Below are 19,246 nucleotides of genomic sequence, written 5' to 3' on the forward strand. Positions count from 1 at the left end.
TCTTGGAATACCACGATCAGGCGCAATTGGCCTGTTCTGCCTGTTCCATCGCCTCAGAAGTTGCGTCCAACGCCAACAGGATCGACGCGTGGCGATTCTTATAGTCCCGCGCCGGCATAAGAACTTCGAGGCCGTCAAAAGGCGCATCTGGCGCAGGGCCGTCTTTCTTTAACATCGCCGAAAGCTGATCGCGCGCGGTTTCGACCTGAGCCCGCGTCGCTCCGATCACCGAACTGCCGACGACCGATGCCGAGGCTTGACCCAATGCGCAGGCCTTGACGTCCTGTCCAAAACCCGTGATCCGACCGTCTTCGAGTTTGACGTCGACAGTCACGGTAGATCCACACAAGGGTGCCCGTTTTTTCACAGTCGCATCGGGGTTTTCCAAGCGCTCGAGATGTGGAATATCCGCAGCCAGCGCTAGTATGCGTCCGGAATAGAGCTTGATCAGATCGGTTTCGCCGCTCATGGCTTTCCCTCGTTGTCTATTCCCCATACATAATGGCGAGATTCTGGGATGCAAAAGGTTTTTGCAATGGCTGATACGGTCTTGTTCGATCGATCGACACTGAAGTTTAACGAGGCCGGATTGATCCCGGCTATCGCGCAAGACGAACACTCGGGTGAAGTGTTGATGATGGCCTGGATGAATGCCGCATCGATCGAGCGTACTTTAGAAACCGGGCGCGTTACCTATTGGTCGCGGTCACGGCAGGCATTCTGGATCAAAGGCGAAAGTTCGGGCCACGTGCAGGCCCTGGTGGATTTTCGGATCGATTGTGACCGGGATTGTCTGCTAGTCGTCGTGAACCAGACCGGACCAGCGTGTCATACCAATCGACAGAGCTGTTTCTACACCGCCGTTCGGGATGGAACAGAAGTCGAGCTTATGAAGCCGATGGAGCACTAGATCTCTGACGGTGGTCAGATCACAGGCCCACCATCGCCCTGATTTCAGCAGGCGATGCCCCCTGTTCGCGGTAGAGCGAGATGGCGCGCGCGTCATCTCGTTTCGCAAGCCGCTTGCCGCTTTCATCCCGGATCAGGCGGTGATGATGATAAACCGGTGTCGGCAGCCCGAGCAGGCCCTGTAGCAACACATGAATCTGTGTTGCACTGAACAGGTCTTCGCCTCGGACCACCTGAGTGATGTTTTGATCCGCATCGTCGACAACGACGGACAAGTGGTATGAACTGCCCATATTGCGCCGAACAAGGACTATGTCGCCGACTGCAGTCAGAAGGGTGTTTGCATTTAACGTATGCGTGCCGGAATATTTCGCACCGGTTTCAGTAAATCTTGGAAGTTCAGACGCTTCTATGGCTTTTTTCATGTCAAGGCGCAGGACATCTTCGGCACCTGCATCTGAAACAGAGCGATTGCGGCAGGTGCCCGGATAGATGCGTCCATCAGGCCCAAACTGGGGCACACCTTCCTGCGGCGCCCCGGCGGCGGTCTCGATATCGGCACGCTTGCACTTGCAAGGATAGACCAACCCCATTCCGATCAGCGTCGCTAGCGCCTCACGATATCGGGCCAATCGATCAGACTGGCGCATTACCGGTTGGGGCCAGTTCAACCCAAGCCATGTCAGATCATCGTAGATCTGAGCCTCCCAATGAGGACGCGACCGAGACTGGTCAATATCTTCGATCCGCAGAAGGAATGCTCCGCCTGCGGCCTGTGCCAGATCATAGGCCAGCAGCGCAGAATAAGCATGTCCCAGATGCAGCGGACCTGTCGGGGATGGAGCAAAGCGCGTTTTGAATGTCACGACTTTTCAACAACATAAACGTCAGATTTCATGCCCATTCCGGGCAAATGTGGTCCGTATTCGCGAAATAACAGGCGCGCATGCCCCATGTCCAGCCAATCGTTCAACCGCCCGGTATATGTGCTGTCGGCCAAGGCGTGATCATTGAACGAAAAGGCCAGATAGCCGCCTCTTGGCAGAGCGGTCATCAATAGATCGAAGGTTTCAGGCGGCGCAGCGCCAACGCCGATGACGCCAGTGGATGTGATCGCAGTGTAAGCGCCGGCTTCAATAGGGTTCGGATCGGTGACTTCGATGCTGATCAGGTTGCGATACACCCCCTTGGCAGCAGCGCCTTTCAGCATCTTTGGTGTCGGGTCCATTCCGTCAATCACACGAAAACCTGCCTTTTGGAGCGCGACGCCGGACAACCCGGTGCCGCACCCAAAGTCCAGTACGGGTAGGTCCAAATCGGTGACATAAGACCTCAGCGCTGCTGCGACGCGATCCGGGGTGACATAGCCGTATTCCCCCACTTCTTCATCGTAGGAGGCCGCCCATTTCTGATAGTGGTCACGCGTTTCTTGGGCAGAGTTCAGATTGTAAGTGTCTTTCAGAAACTTATCGCTCATGCCTCATATGTTAGGCGCCGGCCGGGGGTGACGTCCAGTCAACACTGCTTGAGCCAGCCGCTCCACTCAGCTTTCGCCCGATCCGTATAGGCCTTGTAGCGGTCTTTACGGCCCCGGCGACCACCTTTCAGGCCATCGACCGGTCGGAACAGTCCGAAGTTCACGTTCATCGGCTGGAAGGTTTTTGCCTCGGCGCCGCCCGTGATGTGGTGGATCAATGCGCCCATTGCACTATCATGCGGAACTTCAGGCAGCGTACGACCCAGAATCTCGGCAGCGGCCAATCGACCAGCCAACAGGCCCATCGCGGCGCTTTCTACATAACCTTCGACGCCAGTGATCTGACCTGCAAACCGAATGTTTGGCTGAGACTTAAGCCGCATCTGCGCATCCAGCAGGGTCGGAGAATTGATGAAAGTGTTACGGTGAATACCACCCAACCGCGCGAAGCTGGCATTTTCCAAACCCGGTATCATCCGAAACACATCGGTCTGGGCACCGTATTTCATCTTGGTCTGGAACCCGACGATGTTGAACAAAGTACCCAAAGCATTATCGCGCCGCAATTGAACCACCGCGTAAGGTTTTACCTCCGGCGCATGCGGGTTGGTCAGGCCAACCGGTTTCATCGGGCCATGGCGCAGGGTTTCGCGGCCACGCTCGGCCATAACCTCGATCGGCAAGCAGCCATCGAAGTAACCTGCGGTTTCACCCTCGTGAAACTCGGTCTTATCTGCAGCCAGCAACGCATCAATGAATGCTTCGTACTGATCACGATCCATTGGGCAGTTGAGGTAGGCAGTTCGCTCTTCCTCGGTCTCGCCTTTGTCATAGCGTGACTGCATCCAGGCCTGGCTCATATCGATGCTGTCGGCATAGACGATCGGGGCGATGGCGTCGAAAAAGGCCAGTGCTTCGGCCCCAGTCTCAGAACGAATTGCTTCACCTAATGCGGGCGATGTGAGCGGGCCTGTTGCAAAGATCCATTGGCCATCCTGGGGCAGGGAGGTGACTTCTTCCCCGGTGACCGATATGCGCGGATGGGCCTTTAGCTTGGCGGTCACGGATTCAGCAAACGGATCACGGTCGACCGCCAGCGCACCGCCAGCCGGCAAACGATGGCTATCGGCGGTGGTCATGATCAACCCGTTTGCTGCCCGCATCTCCCAATGGAGCAGTCCTACGGCGTTTTGTTCGTCGTCGTCTGATCGGAACGAATTCGAACACACCATCTCGGCCAGATTGCCGGTCTGGTGCGCAAAGGTGCCCACCTGTGGCCGCATTTCATGGATCACAACATCCACGCCCATTTCCGCCGCCTGCCAGGCGGCCTCGGACCCGGCCATGCCGCCGCCCACGATATGCAATCTGTCTGTCATGCGCTGCCAAATAGGGCACAGCAACGTCATGCGCAATGCGCAGATCAGTTCAATTTTCTTGGAAGAAGTCTTGGGGTCGCCGCTGCGGGAATGTCTGCGCCGGTGAGAGAAACCAGCTGGAGGGACCTTCCGCCCACGGCGACCCAAAAGCATATTCAGGCCTTAGCCTTGTCCCAGCATTGCCACAGTGTCGCCCTTTTGAAAAGTGCAAAAATGCGAACAGTAAAGAAAAATGTATGAAATAATTGCGTCACTGACGCCAATTGGGTGGTCGTTTTTCAATAAAGGCGCTTATGCCTTCCTCGGTATCCCGGTCCATCATATTCTGTGCCATTACCTCGGCAGTATAGGCGTACGCCTGTTCAGTTGGCATTGTACCCTGTTGATAGAATGCGGTTTTACCGATTTTTACAGCGCTGCTTAATTTGGTCGCCAGTTTCTCGGCCAACGCACTGGTTTCGTCCTCAAGCAAGGCTTCAGGGACCACACGATTGACCAAACCCAGCTCAACCGCGCGTTCGGCCGAGATAAAGTCACCGGTCGTCAGCATCTCAAACGCTTGTTTTCGGGGTATATTCCGGCTGAGCGCTACCATCGGAGTCGAACAAAACAGGCCGATATTGACCCCGTTTACGCCAAATCGCGTTCCTTCGGCGGCGACCGCCAAATCGCAGGTTGCGACAAGCTGGCAGCCTGCAGCGGTGGCGATTCCGTGCGTTTGGGCAATCACGGGCTGGGGCAGGGACTGGATGGACATCATCATCTTTGCACAACGATCGAACAGATCCTGAAAATAGGACAGACCACCATCCGGCGCCTGCCGTCCTTGGGTCATCTGTTTCAAATCATGCCCTGCACAGAATGCTTTACCAGCACCAGAAAGAACAACAACACGAATCGACTTATCTTCTCGCAACGCATCAAATTCAGTCTGCAGCGCTGCCAGCATCTCGTCGCTCAGCGCGTTCAGCCGCTCGGGCGCGTTCATCTTAAGCCGTGCAATCGCACCAGTGTCGTTACGTTCCAGAATTGCCATCTTGCCCTCCCACTGGCGTTAGGGCCAACTCTAGGCGGACAGAGCCAAGAGGGGAAGCATGTCATTAGCGCTGAACAAACAAGAATTGACAGAGTATTTGGCACAGGTGTTTCCGCAGGTGCACAACGACTTTGTCGTCGAGGGCCTGACCGAAACAACGATCACCATGCGTCTGAAAGTCGAGGAACGCCACCTGCGCCCCGGTGGCACCGTGTCGGGCCCTTCAATGTTTGGATTGGCCGATGTGAGTGTCTACGCGATGGTGCTGGCACGCAAAGGGCGTAAGTCTTTGGCTGTTACCACCAGTAGTTCGCTGGATTTCTTACGTAAACCCGAAGGTGGTGCTGATTTAATTGCTGAATGCAAGTTGTTGAAATTGGGCCGAACCTTGGCTGTTGGGGATGTTCTGATCTATTCGGAAGGATCAGATAAACTGGTTGCGCGCGCCAGCATGACTTATTCCATTCCTCCAGCAGGATCAGCGGCTGCGGCTTTCGGATAAAAAAGGCCGGGGATAAACCCCGGCCAGGAAGAGGTCCCTTAGATGGGACTGGGGATAATTATTTCATCCAGAAGTAGCGGCTGGCTTCTGCATCAGCACGATGACGGGTCAGACCGACATCGCGAAGCAGCCTGTCATCCAGCTTGCCCAGATTTACTCGACTGCGGCGGCGCTGTTCCCATTGTGTGACAATCGCCGCAAACCGCACGGCCAGCGCGGCGATCAGCGGCAGCCGGGGGCTGGCGTTCAGCAGCATAAGGGCGGGGTTGTGCATTGCGCGTGTCATCTTGGGTATCCTTTCAAATTGTATTGACACAAATCTAAAATGTTCGGTACAGTGTCTTGATACATTCAGCATTGTGTCGAAATCAAAGGAAGAATTGTAATGAATACAATTTGGCCAGAGGCGCTGCCCAAATCCAAAGGTCCAAAGTACACACTGGTCGCCGACACGATCCGAAAAGCAATAGAAAACAAAACGCTGGAGGTGGGAAAGAAACTGCCTCCGGTGCGTGAATTGGCGTATCGACTGAAGATCACTCCGGGCACGGTCGCACGCGCCTACACGATTCTTACCGATGAGGGTTTGCTACAAGCCGAGGTTGGACGTGGTACATTTGTCGCCCCGCCGCGTTCGCCCATACTGGATGATGTCTGGTCCCGTCAATTGCATCTGAGGGATGACAAATATGAAACCAACGTCAGCCTGTTCAGCCCACGCCTGCCAGACGTAGGGCAGGTGACCTTGATCCGTGAGTGCCTTGCGAAGGTTGCAAAAGGTGACCCTCGGATGTTCATGAACTATCCGACCCGAGACGCCTATCAACCAGTGCGCCAGGTCGTCGCCGACTGGTTATCGGACCTTCCCCTTGGTTCACTAACTGCTGACGATATTGTACTGACCCATGGTGGGCAAAGCGGCATCTGTGTTGTTTTCCAGACCGTTCTGCGAGATCCGAAACCTGTCGTGCTGGTAGAAGACTTGTCTTATGCCGGATTCCGACGGGCCGGCGAATTGATGCGCGCCGAGATTGTCGGGGTAAAGATGGACAAATGGGGCATTAACCCTGACGCTCTGGATCACATCCTCAGGCAAACCAAGGCACAAGCGATATGTGTTTCTCCGGAGGTTCAGAACCCGACGGGCGGGCATTCTCCGTTGGAGCGACGCAAAGAAGTTGTTGAGATTGCGCGTAAGTATGAACTGCAGATCATCGAAGACGATTGCTATCGGATGGGCGAGGCCCGCGCTCCCAGCTATCGCGCATTGGCTCCCGAACGGGGTTGGCATGTTTCGTCGATCTCCAAAACTCTGACGCCAGCGCTGCGAGTAGGCTTTGCGATTGCCCCCAGAGAACGAAGCGTCGATCTGCGTCGGTCTGCTGAATACGGATATTTTGGACTGGCCCAGCCTCTGGCTGAATTGACGCGATTACTGTTAGGGCATCCAGAGGCAAGGCAACTGGCCAAAGACGTTCGGGCCGAGATGGGTGAATATGTGCGGGTTGCGGTAAACGCTCTGGGTGGGTTTGACCTAAACTGGGATTCCGATATCCCATTTGTCTGGCTTCATCTCCCTTCAGGTTGGCGGTCTGCTGCATTCAGCCGTGCGGCTGAGCGGGAAGGCATTCAGTTGCGGTCTGCCGATGAATTCGCCCTGCGCGATGGTCGGGCACCAAATGCCGTTCGTATCGCTGTGAATGGACACGTCTCGCTAGAAAAGTTCGAAGACGCGATGCTGCGCTTGCGTGCATTGCTGGACAACCCGCCCGAGCAGATAAGCGTATAGCACCTATAAAGGGGCAGGGTCTCCAAAGAAGCCCGCCAAATGGGCAATCTTGCCATCTGCATCAAAGCGAATGAAATCATGCCCAGCAACCATCACAGAGCCATCTGATGCAACCATGTGCCACGTAAAGTGCACTACATCATGATGGGAGGTGGGGGCGCTGGTCAATTCAACGCGACCTTGTGTGTCTTTCAGAACTGCTCCGATATGATCTGACAATTGATCTCTGCCAGATACTTCTGCTGTTGGGTCGACGTATCGGCCATTTTGAGCAAAACACTGTTCAAGCAGCTCAAGTCTTTTGACCGGGTCAGTTTCCTGCCATGCTGAACCATAAGCGGAAATTACATTGTCTAATTCTTGCATTGTGTCCCCCGATACTTGTTGAAACGAGTGGGTGGATCGCGTTTGTCTTAATAAGGTCGTGCACAACAAGTGAATATGTGGGGTAAAATAATACCTATTTTATAAGATACTGTTTTAGCTATATTATTTATGACTTGCGTGTATTGACCTGCATGCACAGTAGGTCTAAACCCCCTCCATCGAATTCGGACCGCTCTATCTTAGGGCGGTCTTTCACATCAAACAGGACTATCCTGCCATGAAAACCTTTTCTGCAACACCTGCAGACATCGACAAGAAATGGATCCTGATCGACGCCGAGGGCGTTGTTCTGGGCCGTCTTGCCTCGATCGTCGCCATGCGCCTGCGTGGCAAGCACAAAGCGTCGTTCACCCCGAACATGGACATGGGCGACAACGTCATCGTGATCAACGCTGACAAAATCCAGATGACCGGCAAGAAGCGCGAAGAGAACTTCTACTGGCACACTGGCCACCCGGGCGGCATCAAATCGCGCACCAAGCAGCAGATCCTTGAGGGTGCACACCCCGAGCGCGTCGTGACCCAAGCGGTCAAGCGCATGCTGCCGGGCAACCGTCTGGCGCGTCAGCAGATGACCAACCTGCGAGTTTATGCTGGTGCTGAGCACCCGCACGAAGCCCAGGCCCCCGAAGTTCTGGACGTAAAGTCCATGAACAAGAAAAACACCCGGAGCTAAAGACCGATGGCTGATCAGATCAATACTCTCGAAGAGCTGAGCGCCGTCGCAGGCGTTGAAACCGTGGCCGAAGAAGTCATCGTGCGTGAACCCGTACGTGACGAGCTGGGCCGTTCCTATGCCACTGGCAAGCGTAAAGACGCTGTCGCCCGCGTTTGGATCAAGCCGGGCTCCGGCAAGGTCACCGTGAACGGCAAAGACCAGGACAAGTACTTCGCACGCCCCGTTCTGCAACTGATCCTGCGCCAGCCGTTCCAGGTTGCCGGCGTTGAAGGTGAGTTCGACGTTGTCGCAACCGTCAAAGGCGGTGGCCTGACCGGTCAGGCCGGTGCGGTCAAGCACGGCATCTCGAAAGCGCTGCAGCTGTACGATCCCAACCTGCGTGGCGCTCTGAAAGCCGCTGGCTTCTTGACCCGCGATAGCCGCGTTGTGGAACGTAAGAAATACGGTAAGCGCAAAGCGCGTCGTTCGTTCCAGTTCTCGAAGCGTTAATCGCTACGGAAACCGAATGGGAAAGGGCTCGCACTTGCGAGCCCTTTTTCTTTGGTGGTTTTATTCTTCGTAAACCAGCTTCCACGCACCATTTTCAACGACGCTGACAAAGACCGTATCAGCGCCCTGATGGTCGTCCGGCCCATAGGTGATCTGGTTGCCGACCAACTCATCCATATAGTCGAGCGACTCCATCGCGGCGATGAAGCTCTCGTGGGTCAGATCGGGGCCTGCGGCCTCAAGCGCTTTGACCATCATCTCGGCCGCTGAATAGCCAAGCATCGAGAAACCTACCGGATCTTCTCCCGTGGCTTCTTTGTACTCTGCGATGAATGCGGCCGGGGCGGGCTCTTCGGCACGCGCCCACAGGTCGAGCCAAGACGCGGCTGCATAGAACCCGTCTGTCACTCCGCCGGGCACCTGTGCAACGACGGTCAGGAAGCTGGCCGAAGTGCCAAGGAATTTCATGTCGGTCAGGCCCATCTTCTTGGCGGTTCCGACAACAGTGATTGCCTGACGAACGCCCAAAGCCATCGTAACGATATCGCAGCCTTCTTCCTTAAGCTTGCTCAAGGACCCAACAAAATCCGTCTCGTCTGGCTTATGGGTGGTTTCTGCACCAAAGGTGATACCAGCCTCTTCGGCTCCGGCTTTGCTGCCTTCCAGAATTTCCTCGCCGAAATCGGTGGGCAGATACATCGTGCAGACGGTTTGTGAGCCGAACTCCCCGTTCAGGTACTTCACCCCAATCCGTGCCTGATCGTAGTAGGTCGAGAACGAAGTGAACTTGTTCTTCATCGGCTCTTGCAGCATTTGCCTGGCAGCGGTCAGAGGGGCAACGTTAGGAATTCCCTTCGGATCCAAAAGCTTGAACCCGGCAACGTTCATCGGCGTACCCAACGATTGCAACATGGCAAACACCTTGTCGCGGTTCAGCAGCTTGTTATAGCCCTGCATCGCGCGTGGCATCTGATAGCCGTTATCCTCGACCACAAAGCGAATCTTACGCCCGTGCACTCCACCTTCGGCGTTAACCCGGTCAAAGACCACATTCGCACCTTTGGTCGCAGGCACACCAACAGCGGCAAATATCCCGCTCAAGTCGTTTACTGAACCAATGACGATCTCGTCATCTGTCACGCCTTGTGTTTGCGCCCAGCTGATCGTGGCGGATGCAGTCAATGCCGTGGCTGCGGCAAGGCCCTTAAATAAGTGTTTCATACTTCTCCTCCCTGTTGGGTCGCCCCTTAACTAATTGTACATATCCTCAATGAGATGTGCGTGTTTCTTTTCAACAAGACCACGCTTGAGCTTCATCGTCGCTGTCAGTTCATCATCCTCGGCCGTCAGCAATACGTCGATTAGGCGGAAATCCTTAATCTGTTCGACCCGCGCAAATTCTTTGTTCACAGCCTTGATCTCTGTGCCGATCAGATCGGTCACCTCGGGTGCTGCGCAGAGGGATGCGAAGTTCGAAAAGGGGATCTTGCGTTCCTGCGCGAATTTTTCGACGTTTTCCTGATCGATCATGATCAGCGCCGTCAGATATTTACGCCGATCCCCGACGATCACAGCGTCCGAGATATATTGGCTGAACTTCAACCCACTTTCGATCTCGGCGGGCGTGATGTTTTTGCCGCCTGCGGTGATGATGATGTCTTTCAGTCGTCCTGTAATGGTTACAAAGCCATCCTCGTCAATATGGCCCATGTCCCCAGTGCGCAACCAGCCGTCGCAAGTGAAGCTTTCAGCCGTCTTGGCATTGTTGCGCCAATAGCCCTGAAAGACGTTCAGGCCCTTGATCTGAATTTCTCCGTCCTCGGCTATGCGCATGTCATTGCCGGGAACCGGCTTGCCGATGGTGCCGATCTTGTTGGCTTCAAGCGTGTTCAGCGCGGCTATTCCGGCGGTTTCGGTCATCCCAAAGCCTTCGACAATGGGCACTCCGATCGCCCAATACCACCTGAGCAAATCCGGCGAGATCGGTGCCGCGCCCGAGCCACCGCGCCGCATTCGATCCATTCCCAGCATCCGACGCAAATTGCGTAATACCAACCGATCCCAAATCCAGTACCGCAAGGCGACCGGCGCAGAAACGGGTTGCCCAGCAAGGATACAATCTGCGCGCGCCTGACCCGCCTTCAGGGCCTGCGCAAACGCAAAACGCCCCGTTGGCGTTGCGTCTTTGACCATGAACATGACTTGCGAATAGATCTTCTCCCACACGCGTGGGACGGCGGTGAAGGTGGCTGGTGAGACCTCCTGCAGATTGGTGAACACGGTTTCGGGGCTCTCCGCGAAATTCACGGTGCATTTCATCGCCAGCGGGTAATAGATCGATACGTCACGCTCGAGGATATGGCAAAGCGGCAGAAAACACAGTTGTTCGTCGGTGGATTGAGAGGGCAGGGAATGCGCCCCAGACTCGATCGCGGCCATGATGTTCTCATGACTCAGCATCGCACCTTTGGAATTGCCCGTGGTGCCCGATGTGTAGATGAGCAGGGCTGTGTCTTGCGCCGTGGCAGCAGCGATTTCTGCCTCGAATGCACCGGGCTCGTCGGTGTCGGCTTGTCGGCCCCAAGCATAGAGATCATCGATCATCATGCAGCGCGGATGGTCAAGATCCTGCAGGCCTTCGTCCTCAAGGATAATGACTTTGAGCAGATCGGGCAGGTCTTGCTCAATCTCAAAAAATTTGTCCAACTGCTCTTCATCTTCGACAATCAGAAACCGACTGCCACTGTCATTGAGCAGGTATTTCAATTGACTGGCTGAATCCGTGGTATAGACGCCCGAAGCAATCCCGCCGACGCATTGGATGCCCATGTCGAACCACGCCCATTCCTTGCGGTCTTCGGACAGGATCGAGACAATTTCGCCACGCTGAAGGCCCAGCTTGCGCAAAGCCAGCCCAATCCATTTGGCATGCTGCCAATAATCCGCCCAGGAATAGGATTTCCAGATACCAAAATCCTTTTCGCGATGCGCTGTCCGGGTACCCAGTTCAGCACAGCGTTTCTGGAACAATTCGCAGATCGTCGTACATCCATCAACGCGCAGCGGGCGCTGACCGGGTGCGGCATTGAACTGCACGCCATTTAGGGTGATCTGAGGGGGAAGGGGGCTTGCATCCATCCGGCTCACCTCCAGGTCTTCTTGCGTTTCCAGCGCCGGTTTTCCCGCGCGCCTTCTTCCTGAACGCCCAGATAGAAGTTCTGGATGTCCTCGGATTGCAGCAAGGTTTCAGCCGCGCCATCCATGACGATCCGCCCGATCTCCATCACATAGCCATGATGAGCAAGCTCAAGTGCGGCGTTGGCGTTCTGTTCGACCAGCATCATTGTCATATTCTGTTCGTCATTCAGACGTTTGAGGATGCCGAAAATCTCTTGAACCAGCAACGGCGACAGGCCCAGCGAGGGTTCGTCCAGCAACATGATACGCGGGTTAGCCATCAAACCGCGTCCTATCGCCAGCATCTGCTGCTGGCCGCCGGACAGCGTTCCGGCCTCTTGGTTGCGACGTTCTTTCAGGACGGGGAAGTAAGAAAATACCAGATCGCGGTCATGGTCGATTTGTCCTTTGTCCTTCAATGTATAGGCGCCGAGGCTCAGGTTTTCATCGACCGTTAGCAGAGGAAAAACCTCGCGCCCCTCAGGTACGTGGACGACACCTTTCTGAACGACCTTATGGGGTTCCGATCCCTGTAGCTGTTGGCCATCAAACGTGATCGTACCTTTCTCGGGGTCCATGACACCTGAGACTGTTTTCATCAGCGTCGTCTTACCGGCACCATTTGCACCCAGGATCGAGACGATCTGGCCCGGATGTACATCCAGTGAGACACCACGGATGGCCATGATCGGGCCATAAAAACTTTCAACATTGCGAATGCTGAGGATTGGCTTGCTCATGAAGCTTTCCCCAGATAGGCCTCGACCACCGCCGGATGCGACTGAACCTCTGCTGGTGCACCCAACGCCAGCTTCGCGCCATCAGCCATTGCCAGCACGCGGTCGGACACGCCCGAGACCAGACCCATATCGTGCTCGACCATCAGAACTGTGATCCCCATTTGTCGCCTGATGTCATCGATCCACCAACGCATGTCCGTCGTCTCTTCGACCGACAGGCCCGACGCGGGCTCATCAAGCAGCAAGAGTTTCGGATCAGTCGCTAGGGCGCGGGCGACTTCAACCACTTTGCGCACTCCATAAGGCAGGCCCGAGATCATCTTGTCGCGGAAGGCCTGAAGGTCGAGGAAGTCGATGATTTCCTCAACCTTTTCGCGGTTCTCGATTTCCTGTCTGCGCGTGGATGGCGTGAACAGAATTTCCGAGATCAGGTTGGTTTTGCGATGGCGATGACGTCCGACCAGAAGGTTTTGCAATACGGTCGCGTGTTCGAACAGCTCAATATTCTGGAATGTCCGTGCCACGCCATAAGCTGCCACAGCCGAGGGTTTGACGCGCAGCAGATCATGCCCGTCGAACTGGATCGTCCCGGCAATGGGATCATAGAAGCGCGAGATCAGGTTGAAGACTGTGGATTTGCCCGCGCCGTTCGGGCCGACGATGGCGAACACCTCGCCCTCTTTCACGTCGAAAGATAGATCATCCACGGCGGTCAGGCCACCAAATTTCAACGTGACATTTTTAAACTCTAGCAAGCTCATCTCAGACGCTCCGTCTTGAGATAGGATTTCTGTCGTTTGAACATGTCTTTGCGGTAAAAGGGGAACAGCTCGAACCAGGTGCGAATTTTTAGCCAACGGCCATAAAGACCCATCGGTTCGAACAGGATGAACGCGATCAAGATCATGCCGAAGATGCCGAATTCCAGCCCCGGAATGGCGACAGTGTTGCCGCCGAACAGGGCCGCTGCGTATTCCTTTGAGATCGACAGGAACTGAGGCAAGAATCCAATCACGATCGCGCCCAGATATGCGCCATGGATCGAACCCAGCCCCCCGATCACGATCATCATCAGCAATTGAATCGAGATTACGACGCTGAATGTCTCATTGTTGAACGCCCCGGCAAACATACCCATCAACGCACCCGCCAGCCCGGTGACCGCACAGGACAAGGCGAATGAGATTGTCTTGGTACGTGCAATATCCACGCCCATCGCCTGCGCCGAAACCTCGGAATCCCGAACAGCGATAAAGCTGCGACCCAAAGGTGCGCGCAAAAGGTTGATGTAGCCCAGCGTCACGATGACGGCCACGGATAGTACCAGCCAGTAGAACGGGCCGGGCGTGGCCCACCGGTCGACCAAAAGCCCAAAGATTTCTACCCCGCCTAAATACTTGCCCGCGACGCCGCCTGTAATGGGCTCGGCCAGCACGATGATGTCATCCATCAAGACCGACAGGGCCAGCGTAAAGATCGCCAGATAGATGCCATGTAATCGTAGGGCAGGGATGGCCACTGTCGCGCCCACGATGCCGGTCAACACGCCCGCCAGCGGGAAGGCGATCAGAAACGGCACACCTGCCTCGACCAAGATGACATTGGCATAGCATCCAACGGCCAGAAACGCGGCATGACCCAGACTGGCTTGTCCCGTATGGCCAGTTAGGATCATCAGACCCAGCCCTGCGATCGCCCAGATCAGAACATTGGTCAGCTCCCCAAGATAGAAGTCATCCAGCCACCATGGCGCGGCCGCAACGATAACCAACAGGATGAGATAGAGGTTTAGCTGATAGCCATCCTTCCATGGGCGAATGTCCTGCATGTAGTTGGTTTTGAACACAATCCGCATGGCGATCAGACCTTCTTGACCCGCACTTGGCTGAACAACCCGTGCGGTCGGAAGATCAGGACCGCCAGCAACAGCGCATAAGGCGCAATCTGGCTGTATCCGGCGGCAATGTATCGGCTGGCGAAGGGCTCGATGACGCCAACGACAAGCCCTCCGGCCAGGGCTCCGGGCAGGCTACCGAACCCTCCGATCACGGCGGCGGCGAAGGCTTTGATGCCCAATAGGCCGGTTGTTGGATCAACCGAACCCTTTGCAGCGAACAGAATTCCGGCGATCCCGGCGACAACACCCGCCAAAGCCCAGATAAATCCCTGAACCCGTTTAACCGGGATCCCCATATAATAGGCTGCCAACTGGTTCTGAGACGCGCCCTGCATGGCAAGCCCCAGCTTGGTTTTGCTGAAAAACACATAGAGCCCCCAGGTCAGCAGGACTGTGACGACGATAACTGCCACATCCTCCATCCCCAGCACGAGGCCACCAAAGCGGATTTCCTTTCCGGCCAGGGGGTTCTGCAGGGTTTGCGGCTCGTGCCCCCAGATTAGGCCAGCGGCAAATCGGATCACGAAGCCTAATGCGATGGTGAGGATTACGACAGCGGTCTGGCTCTCTCCGAACACGCGGCGGATGATCAGGCGATCGATCAGGTACCCCAATGCACCCATGATCCCCAACGAAATCGGTAGAGCCAGCCAGAATGGCAAACCCATATACTCGGTATTGGTCAGTCCGATTGTTACGAACGCACCCAGCATCATGAAATCGCCCTGCGCGAAATTGACGGCCTCGGTCGCTTTGTAAATCAGGACAAAGCCAAGTGCGATCAGGCCGTAAACGCAGCCATTCGCCAGCCCGCTGATCAGCAGCTGTGCGTTATCCAATCTTACCCTCCCTCAGCCGGTTTGTCCGGCACGTCGCTCTACTATGGCGTGATAATCACCTTGCCGTCACTCATTTTCAGTGCATCAGCCAGATTTGGCACCACATCGCGTAGGGCAAGCCGTTCAGAAATATCGGTTTTCCAACGCCCATCGGCAAAACGCGCTTGTACCTCGCCTACCACCCGCATTTGATCGGCGGGCGGCGTGTCCATCATCCAGCGGGTGAGCCAAAAGCCTTCGATCCGTTTGCCCATAAAGATCAGTTGACCCATCTGTGTCAGCTTGGGCAATTCAGTGCTGAGCTTGCCGTAGCACACCCAACGCGCCCCGTTGGGCATGGCGCAAAACACCTGTTCCGAGATTTGGTCGGCCACGGCATCCAGAAATACCCGTGGCTTCAGATCTCGGCTGATGGACGCGAATTCGGCCGCAGCCTCAGAGCTATTGGTCACTACCACTTCTGCTGCGCCCAGTTGTTTCAGCGTGTCGACCGTTTCGGCACGCCGAACCAGCGCAATGGGTTTCAACCCGAGATCACGCCCAAGGCTACACATTAGCTTGCCAAGTTGGCTAGTGGCGGCGGAGATGACAAACGCTTCTCCCGCTTTTTGTGCAATGTCCACCATCGCCATGGCTGTTAGAGGGTTAACGATCTGCGCTGCCCCGTCTTCGTCAGAAATTTCGGGACGCAGGGGGATGCACATCTGTGCCTGCGTGACGACATATTCGGCCCAGGCCCCTGATCCCGCGGCAACAAAGGCCACCCGTTGATCTTTCAGAGCTTCGGCGCCGGTTCCGGTTGCGACAACATCGCCGCAACCTTCAAACCCAGCCGCAGCGCCCTTGACCCGAGGCTGACCGTATTCGCCTTTGATGAAATGAATATCAGATGGGTTTACCGAAGCGGCACGCATCTTGATCAGCACCTGACCAGCACCCGGAACAGGCAAAGGCAGTTCGGCCTCAGCCAACCATTCCGTAGCATCCTGCAGCGTCGGTCCGGTTGCAGTGCCAGAGTATCCATCCCCTTTTTGGACAACGGCAAACATTGTGTCGGGCAGGGTGGTCATCCAGCACTCCTTTTTGGGTGATCCTTACGCAGAAATGTTATCGGCGCAATGTAACTCTCTGACAAAAAGCCTAAATTCTTCGTCTCCACGATTAGAAGGCAATCAAAAGTAGTCAGCGCTGTCAATTGGGTAGTGCCGTAACGTAGCGAAACATGCACAACGATCAGATTGGGGGAACCAGCCCGCTTGGGGCTGGTTCAGGAACTGATTACTGCTGCGTCAGAAGATTGCGCAGATCTTGTATTTTTTCGACGACAAGCTCAGGCGACGCTTTGATATCGTCAAGAATTTTCATGGCCTGAGTTTTGATGTCCTGAGTCAGATCACTGTCCTGGATCGACGTAACCATGGCGTCATAGTCAAAGTTCTGCACGGTCAGCATACCGTCCTGAAGCCAAGTGTTGAACAGCTCCTGCCCTTGGTTTGCAAGTGCTGCGACCTGCTCTCCCGCAGCCGAAGCCGCATCATTGGCCTGTTCGGTTAGAGATTCCGCCGTGCTGCTGGCCTGTTCGGCCACAGAAGACGCGGCCTCGCTGGCTTGATCCGTCACTGACGAAGCAGCCTCAGATGCTTGTTCAGTTGCAGCTTCAACCGCATCGCTTGCTGCTTCTTGCACAGCAGAAGCCGCCTCACCAACTGCATCGGAAGCATCTTCCGCAGCGGCTTGAAGCTGTTCTGCAGGTGTGGGTTCAGGTTTCGTGGCATAATAATAAGCACCTCCGCCGATGACGGCGATGGCAACGATAAGTAATAGACGCGACATAAGGGTCTCCTTCAAATGATGTGTCGCCGAGATGGGGTAATTCTACGACGGCGCAAAGGGGAAAACCCGTGAATTTGCAGCAATTTGCGGGTTTGAGCCACACTGCGCTGATTGGCGTAGTGACGGGTGGCAACATCATGCCATTCAGGACCATTATGGTGCCTGAAAAGGCGAATACTGTCTTGAAGGATCAAAGAATTTATGGCGGAGAGACAGGGATTCGAACCCTGGGTGGGCTTGCACCCACAACGGTTTTCGAGACCGCCCCGTTCGACCACTCCGGCACCTCTCCGCGGGGGTCTGTGAGGGGGGGATTTAGTGAGGAACGGGCAGGGGTGCAAGCAGAAAATTCGGGAATTTGGCGATACCGGGATTTTCCATTGCCAGAGGCAAGAAAACACCTAGGCTGATATCTATGACTTACTTACTGCGCCAGTTCACACTCATCCTCATTCCTCCGCTTTTTGCGCTTGGAGTGATCGCTTCATCCTCGCACGCTGCCAGTCGCGACCAGATTGAGGCGTTTCTGACAACAACCGGATTTGACGTTGCGCTGGAAAGTATTGCGCAAGCGTCTGCCTCGGCGCCTCAAATGTTGGGAATAGACCCGGATGGCTTTGGGTCGGATTGGGCGCGGCTTACGGAAGAAGTGTTCGATACCGAATTGATGCACAATACCGCTGTCTCAATCCTTGAGCAGACCCTCAGCCAAGAGGCGCTGACCCACGCGGTTACCTTTTATGCGTCAGACTTGGGCCAAAGGCTGGTTGTTGCTGAGAATGCAGCACATATCGATGATGACGATGAAGCGAAACAACTGGCTGGTCAGAAAATCGTTTCGGAACTCATCAAAGATGGCTCCAGCCGTGTTGAAAGCCTGAAGCGCATGAACCGGGCAGTTGATGCAAGCGGTACCTCCCTTCGGGCTTTGCAAGAAATTCAGGTACGATTTTTGATGGCGGCGAGCGCGGCGGGAATTATTGAGTTGCAGCTTAATGGCGATGAGTTGCGCGAAATGATGGGCCGCAACGAAGCAGCGATGCGCCAGTCGTTGCAGCTGTCGGCCTTGGCCGGGGCGGCGTATACGTATCAGGACTTTTCGGATGAAGATGTCGACGCCTATGTCGAGGCGCTTGAACAGCCTTTGATGCAAGAAGTCTATGAACTGCTGAACGCCATCCAGTATGAAATCATGGCCATGCGTTTCGAGGTGCTGGCATCCCGAATGGCCGAACTCCGTCCGGCGCAGGATATCTGATGCGTCTGCTGGCTGCTGCAACCGCGCTGATAATGTCAGCTAGTTCGCTGGCTGCCGGTGAACATGTCGATCGGCTTTTGCGGGCCATGCAAGTGTCCGAGTTCCTGGATATCCTGAGTGACGAGGGGCAAGCACAGGGTCAGTCGATAAACGAAACGATGTTGGACGGCGCGGGCGGGTCATATTTCGAAGCCCAGATGAAAGAGCTTTATGATCCCATTTGGATGTTTGAACAGATGTCCAGCTCGGTCGAACAGAACATGTCTGAGGCGCAACTGGAACAAGCAGCGATCTTTTTCGAAAGTGATCTTGGGCAAACCATCATCTCGCTGGAAAACTCGGCCCGCCGTGCCTTATCAGATGAGACGATCGAAGACATGGCGCGCGCCGTCTATGATCAAACTGATCGCGAGGACGCCTTTTTTCGCCTGGTGGATGAATATGTGCAGGTCAACGATCTGATTGAACAGAACGTCAGAGGCACAATCAGCGCTGATTTCAGTTTCTATCGCGGGCTGGCGGCGGGGCAGGGTACCTTTGGAGACGAAGAAGCTTGGCTTGCAGAACTTCTGTCGCAGCGCGAGGAGACCAAGAAGGAAACGAGCGATTGGATGTATTCGTTTCTTCTGATGGCCTATCAGCCGCTGTCCGAGGCACAGTTGCGAGAGAATATTGCCTTTTCTCGGACCGAAACCGGCCGCGCGTTGAACAAGGCCTTGTTCGAAGGGTTTGATCGGATGATCAACGGGATCTCATTCCAGTTGGGCGAGGCTGTCGCACAGGCAATGCAAGCCTCTGATCTTTGACTACGGATTTGGGTTGACTTTAACCCACAATGCTTGGATAAGCGCGCAT

General features: G+C 55.3%; 22 protein-coding genes and 1 tRNA gene. 7 read left to right on the plus strand and 16 right to left on the minus strand.

Going from position 1 to position 19,246, the window contains the following annotated elements; genetic code table 11:
- Window positions 1-16 precede the first annotated feature (16 nt).
- The gene (locus ACR0B3_RS02760; RefSeq protein WP_480807746.1) at window positions 17-469 is read right to left on the minus strand and encodes an iron-sulfur cluster assembly scaffold protein; all 453 of its coding nucleotides are present in this window, start codon (window positions 467-469) and stop codon (window positions 17-19) included.
- A 48-nt stretch (window positions 470-517) separates the two neighbouring features.
- Here ACR0B3_RS02760 and hisI point away from each other — a divergent pair, with 48 nt between their 5' ends.
- Window positions 518-910 carry a phosphoribosyl-AMP cyclohydrolase gene (gene hisI, locus ACR0B3_RS02765; RefSeq protein ID WP_480807747.1) on the plus strand — a complete coding sequence of 131 codons (393 nt, stop codon included), beginning with the start codon at window positions 518-520 and terminating at the stop codon, window positions 908-910.
- A 19-nt stretch (window positions 911-929) separates the two neighbouring features.
- Here hisI and gluQRS read toward each other — a convergent pair whose 3' ends face one another.
- The 4 genes from gluQRS to ACR0B3_RS02785 form a co-directional block, all read right to left on the minus strand.
- Window positions 930-1,775: a tRNA glutamyl-Q(34) synthetase GluQRS gene (gene gluQRS / locus ACR0B3_RS02770; protein WP_480807748.1), complete on the minus strand. Its 846-nt coding sequence runs from the start codon at window positions 1,773-1,775 to the stop codon at window positions 930-932.
- Window positions 1,772-2,386, minus strand: a complete 615-nt coding sequence (locus tag ACR0B3_RS02775) for a class I SAM-dependent DNA methyltransferase (RefSeq protein WP_480807749.1) — start codon at window positions 2,384-2,386, stop codon at window positions 1,772-1,774. The genes gluQRS and ACR0B3_RS02775 overlap by 4 nt, the downstream gene beginning before the upstream one ends.
- 38 nt (window positions 2,387-2,424) lie before the next feature.
- Complete coding sequence (gene trmFO, locus ACR0B3_RS02780) at window positions 2,425-3,765, minus strand: methylenetetrahydrofolate--tRNA-(uracil(54)-C(5))-methyltransferase (FADH(2)-oxidizing) TrmFO (protein WP_480807750.1); 1,341 nt, start codon at window positions 3,763-3,765, stop codon at window positions 2,425-2,427.
- 250 nt (window positions 3,766-4,015) lie between these two features.
- On the minus strand, window positions 4,016-4,801 hold the full coding sequence (locus tag ACR0B3_RS02785; protein ID WP_480807751.1) for an enoyl-CoA hydratase: 786 nt from the start codon (window positions 4,799-4,801) through the stop codon (window positions 4,016-4,018).
- A gap of 58 nt (window positions 4,802-4,859) precedes the next feature.
- On the opposite strand from ACR0B3_RS02785, the gene ACR0B3_RS02790 reads away from it, so the two are divergent.
- On the plus strand, window positions 4,860-5,303 hold the full coding sequence (locus tag ACR0B3_RS02790; RefSeq protein ID WP_480807752.1) for a PaaI family thioesterase: 444 nt from the start codon (window positions 4,860-4,862) through the stop codon (window positions 5,301-5,303).
- A 58-nt stretch (window positions 5,304-5,361) separates the two neighbouring features.
- On the opposite strand, the gene ACR0B3_RS02795 is transcribed toward ACR0B3_RS02790, so the two are convergent.
- The gene (locus ACR0B3_RS02795; RefSeq protein WP_480807753.1) at window positions 5,362-5,589 is read right to left on the minus strand and encodes a DUF1127 domain-containing protein; all 228 of its coding nucleotides are present in this window, start codon (window positions 5,587-5,589) and stop codon (window positions 5,362-5,364) included.
- A gap of 99 nt (window positions 5,590-5,688) precedes the next feature.
- On the opposite strand from ACR0B3_RS02795, the gene ACR0B3_RS02800 reads away from it, so the two are divergent.
- Complete coding sequence (locus ACR0B3_RS02800; protein ID WP_480807754.1) at window positions 5,689-7,092, plus strand: aminotransferase-like domain-containing protein; 1,404 nt, start codon at window positions 5,689-5,691, stop codon at window positions 7,090-7,092.
- 3 nt (window positions 7,093-7,095) lie between these two features.
- Here ACR0B3_RS02800 and ACR0B3_RS02805 read toward each other — a convergent pair whose 3' ends face one another.
- Entirely contained in the window at window positions 7,096-7,458 is a 363-nt protein-coding gene (locus tag ACR0B3_RS02805; protein WP_480807755.1) for a nuclear transport factor 2 family protein, read from the minus strand.
- Between the two features lie 238 nt (window positions 7,459-7,696).
- Here ACR0B3_RS02805 and rplM point away from each other — a divergent pair, with 238 nt between their 5' ends.
- Window positions 7,697-8,155, plus strand: a complete 459-nt coding sequence (gene rplM / locus ACR0B3_RS02810) for a 50S ribosomal protein L13 (RefSeq protein WP_039536983.1) — start codon at window positions 7,697-7,699, stop codon at window positions 8,153-8,155.
- A gap of 6 nt (window positions 8,156-8,161) precedes the next feature.
- A complete protein-coding gene (gene rpsI, locus ACR0B3_RS02815) occupies window positions 8,162-8,647 on the plus strand; it encodes a 30S ribosomal protein S9 (protein WP_010440030.1) in 486 nt (161 codons plus the stop codon).
- Window positions 8,648-8,707: 60 nt separating this feature from the next.
- Here the strand turns inward: rpsI and ACR0B3_RS02820 are convergent, their stop codons facing one another.
- The 9 genes from ACR0B3_RS02820 to ACR0B3_RS02860 form a co-directional block, all read right to left on the minus strand.
- The gene (locus tag ACR0B3_RS02820) at window positions 8,708-9,868 is read right to left on the minus strand and encodes an ABC transporter substrate-binding protein (protein WP_170584417.1); all 1,161 of its coding nucleotides are present in this window, start codon (window positions 9,866-9,868) and stop codon (window positions 8,708-8,710) included.
- A gap of 30 nt (window positions 9,869-9,898) precedes the next feature.
- Complete coding sequence (locus tag ACR0B3_RS02825) at window positions 9,899-11,785, minus strand: AMP-dependent synthetase/ligase (protein ID WP_480807756.1); 1,887 nt, start codon at window positions 11,783-11,785, stop codon at window positions 9,899-9,901.
- A gap of 5 nt (window positions 11,786-11,790) precedes the next feature.
- Window positions 11,791-12,564, minus strand: coding sequence for an ABC transporter ATP-binding protein (locus tag ACR0B3_RS02830; protein WP_480807757.1), 774 nt, complete (start codon window positions 12,562-12,564; stop codon window positions 11,791-11,793).
- Window positions 12,561-13,325 carry an ABC transporter ATP-binding protein gene (locus ACR0B3_RS02835; RefSeq protein ID WP_480807758.1) on the minus strand — a complete coding sequence of 255 codons (765 nt, stop codon included), beginning with the start codon at window positions 13,323-13,325 and terminating at the stop codon, window positions 12,561-12,563. The genes ACR0B3_RS02830 and ACR0B3_RS02835 overlap by 4 nt, the downstream gene beginning before the upstream one ends.
- A complete protein-coding gene (locus ACR0B3_RS02840) occupies window positions 13,322-14,419 on the minus strand; it encodes a branched-chain amino acid ABC transporter permease (protein ID WP_480807759.1) in 1,098 nt (365 codons plus the stop codon). Before ACR0B3_RS02840 ends, ACR0B3_RS02835 begins: the two co-directional genes overlap by 4 nt.
- Before the next feature lie 5 nt (window positions 14,420-14,424).
- Window positions 14,425-15,300: a branched-chain amino acid ABC transporter permease gene (locus ACR0B3_RS02845; protein ID WP_480807760.1), complete on the minus strand. Its 876-nt coding sequence runs from the start codon at window positions 15,298-15,300 to the stop codon at window positions 14,425-14,427.
- 41 nt (window positions 15,301-15,341) lie between these two features.
- Window positions 15,342-16,370 (minus strand): alcohol dehydrogenase catalytic domain-containing protein, encoded by a 1,029-nt coding sequence (locus ACR0B3_RS02850; protein WP_480807761.1) that lies wholly within the window; start codon window positions 16,368-16,370, stop codon window positions 15,342-15,344.
- Between the two features lie 208 nt (window positions 16,371-16,578).
- On the minus strand, window positions 16,579-17,133 hold the full coding sequence (locus ACR0B3_RS02855) for a hypothetical protein (protein ID WP_170683881.1): 555 nt from the start codon (window positions 17,131-17,133) through the stop codon (window positions 16,579-16,581).
- 202 nt (window positions 17,134-17,335) lie between these two features.
- A tRNA-Ser gene (locus tag ACR0B3_RS02860) sits at window positions 17,336-17,425 on the minus strand.
- Between the two features lie 123 nt (window positions 17,426-17,548).
- Between ACR0B3_RS02860 and ACR0B3_RS02865 the strand changes: the two genes are divergently transcribed.
- Together ACR0B3_RS02865 and ACR0B3_RS02870 are read left to right on the plus strand one after the other, a co-directional pair.
- On the plus strand, window positions 17,549-18,391 hold the full coding sequence (locus tag ACR0B3_RS02865; protein WP_170757646.1) for a DUF2059 domain-containing protein: 843 nt from the start codon (window positions 17,549-17,551) through the stop codon (window positions 18,389-18,391).
- A complete protein-coding gene (locus tag ACR0B3_RS02870) occupies window positions 18,391-19,197 on the plus strand; it encodes a DUF2059 domain-containing protein (RefSeq protein WP_480807762.1) in 807 nt (268 codons plus the stop codon). The genes ACR0B3_RS02865 and ACR0B3_RS02870 overlap by 1 nt, the downstream gene beginning before the upstream one ends.
- The last annotated feature ends 49 nt before the right edge of the window (window positions 19,198-19,246 follow it).

Source organism: Ruegeria sp. CE9 (genome assembly GCF_056537425.1).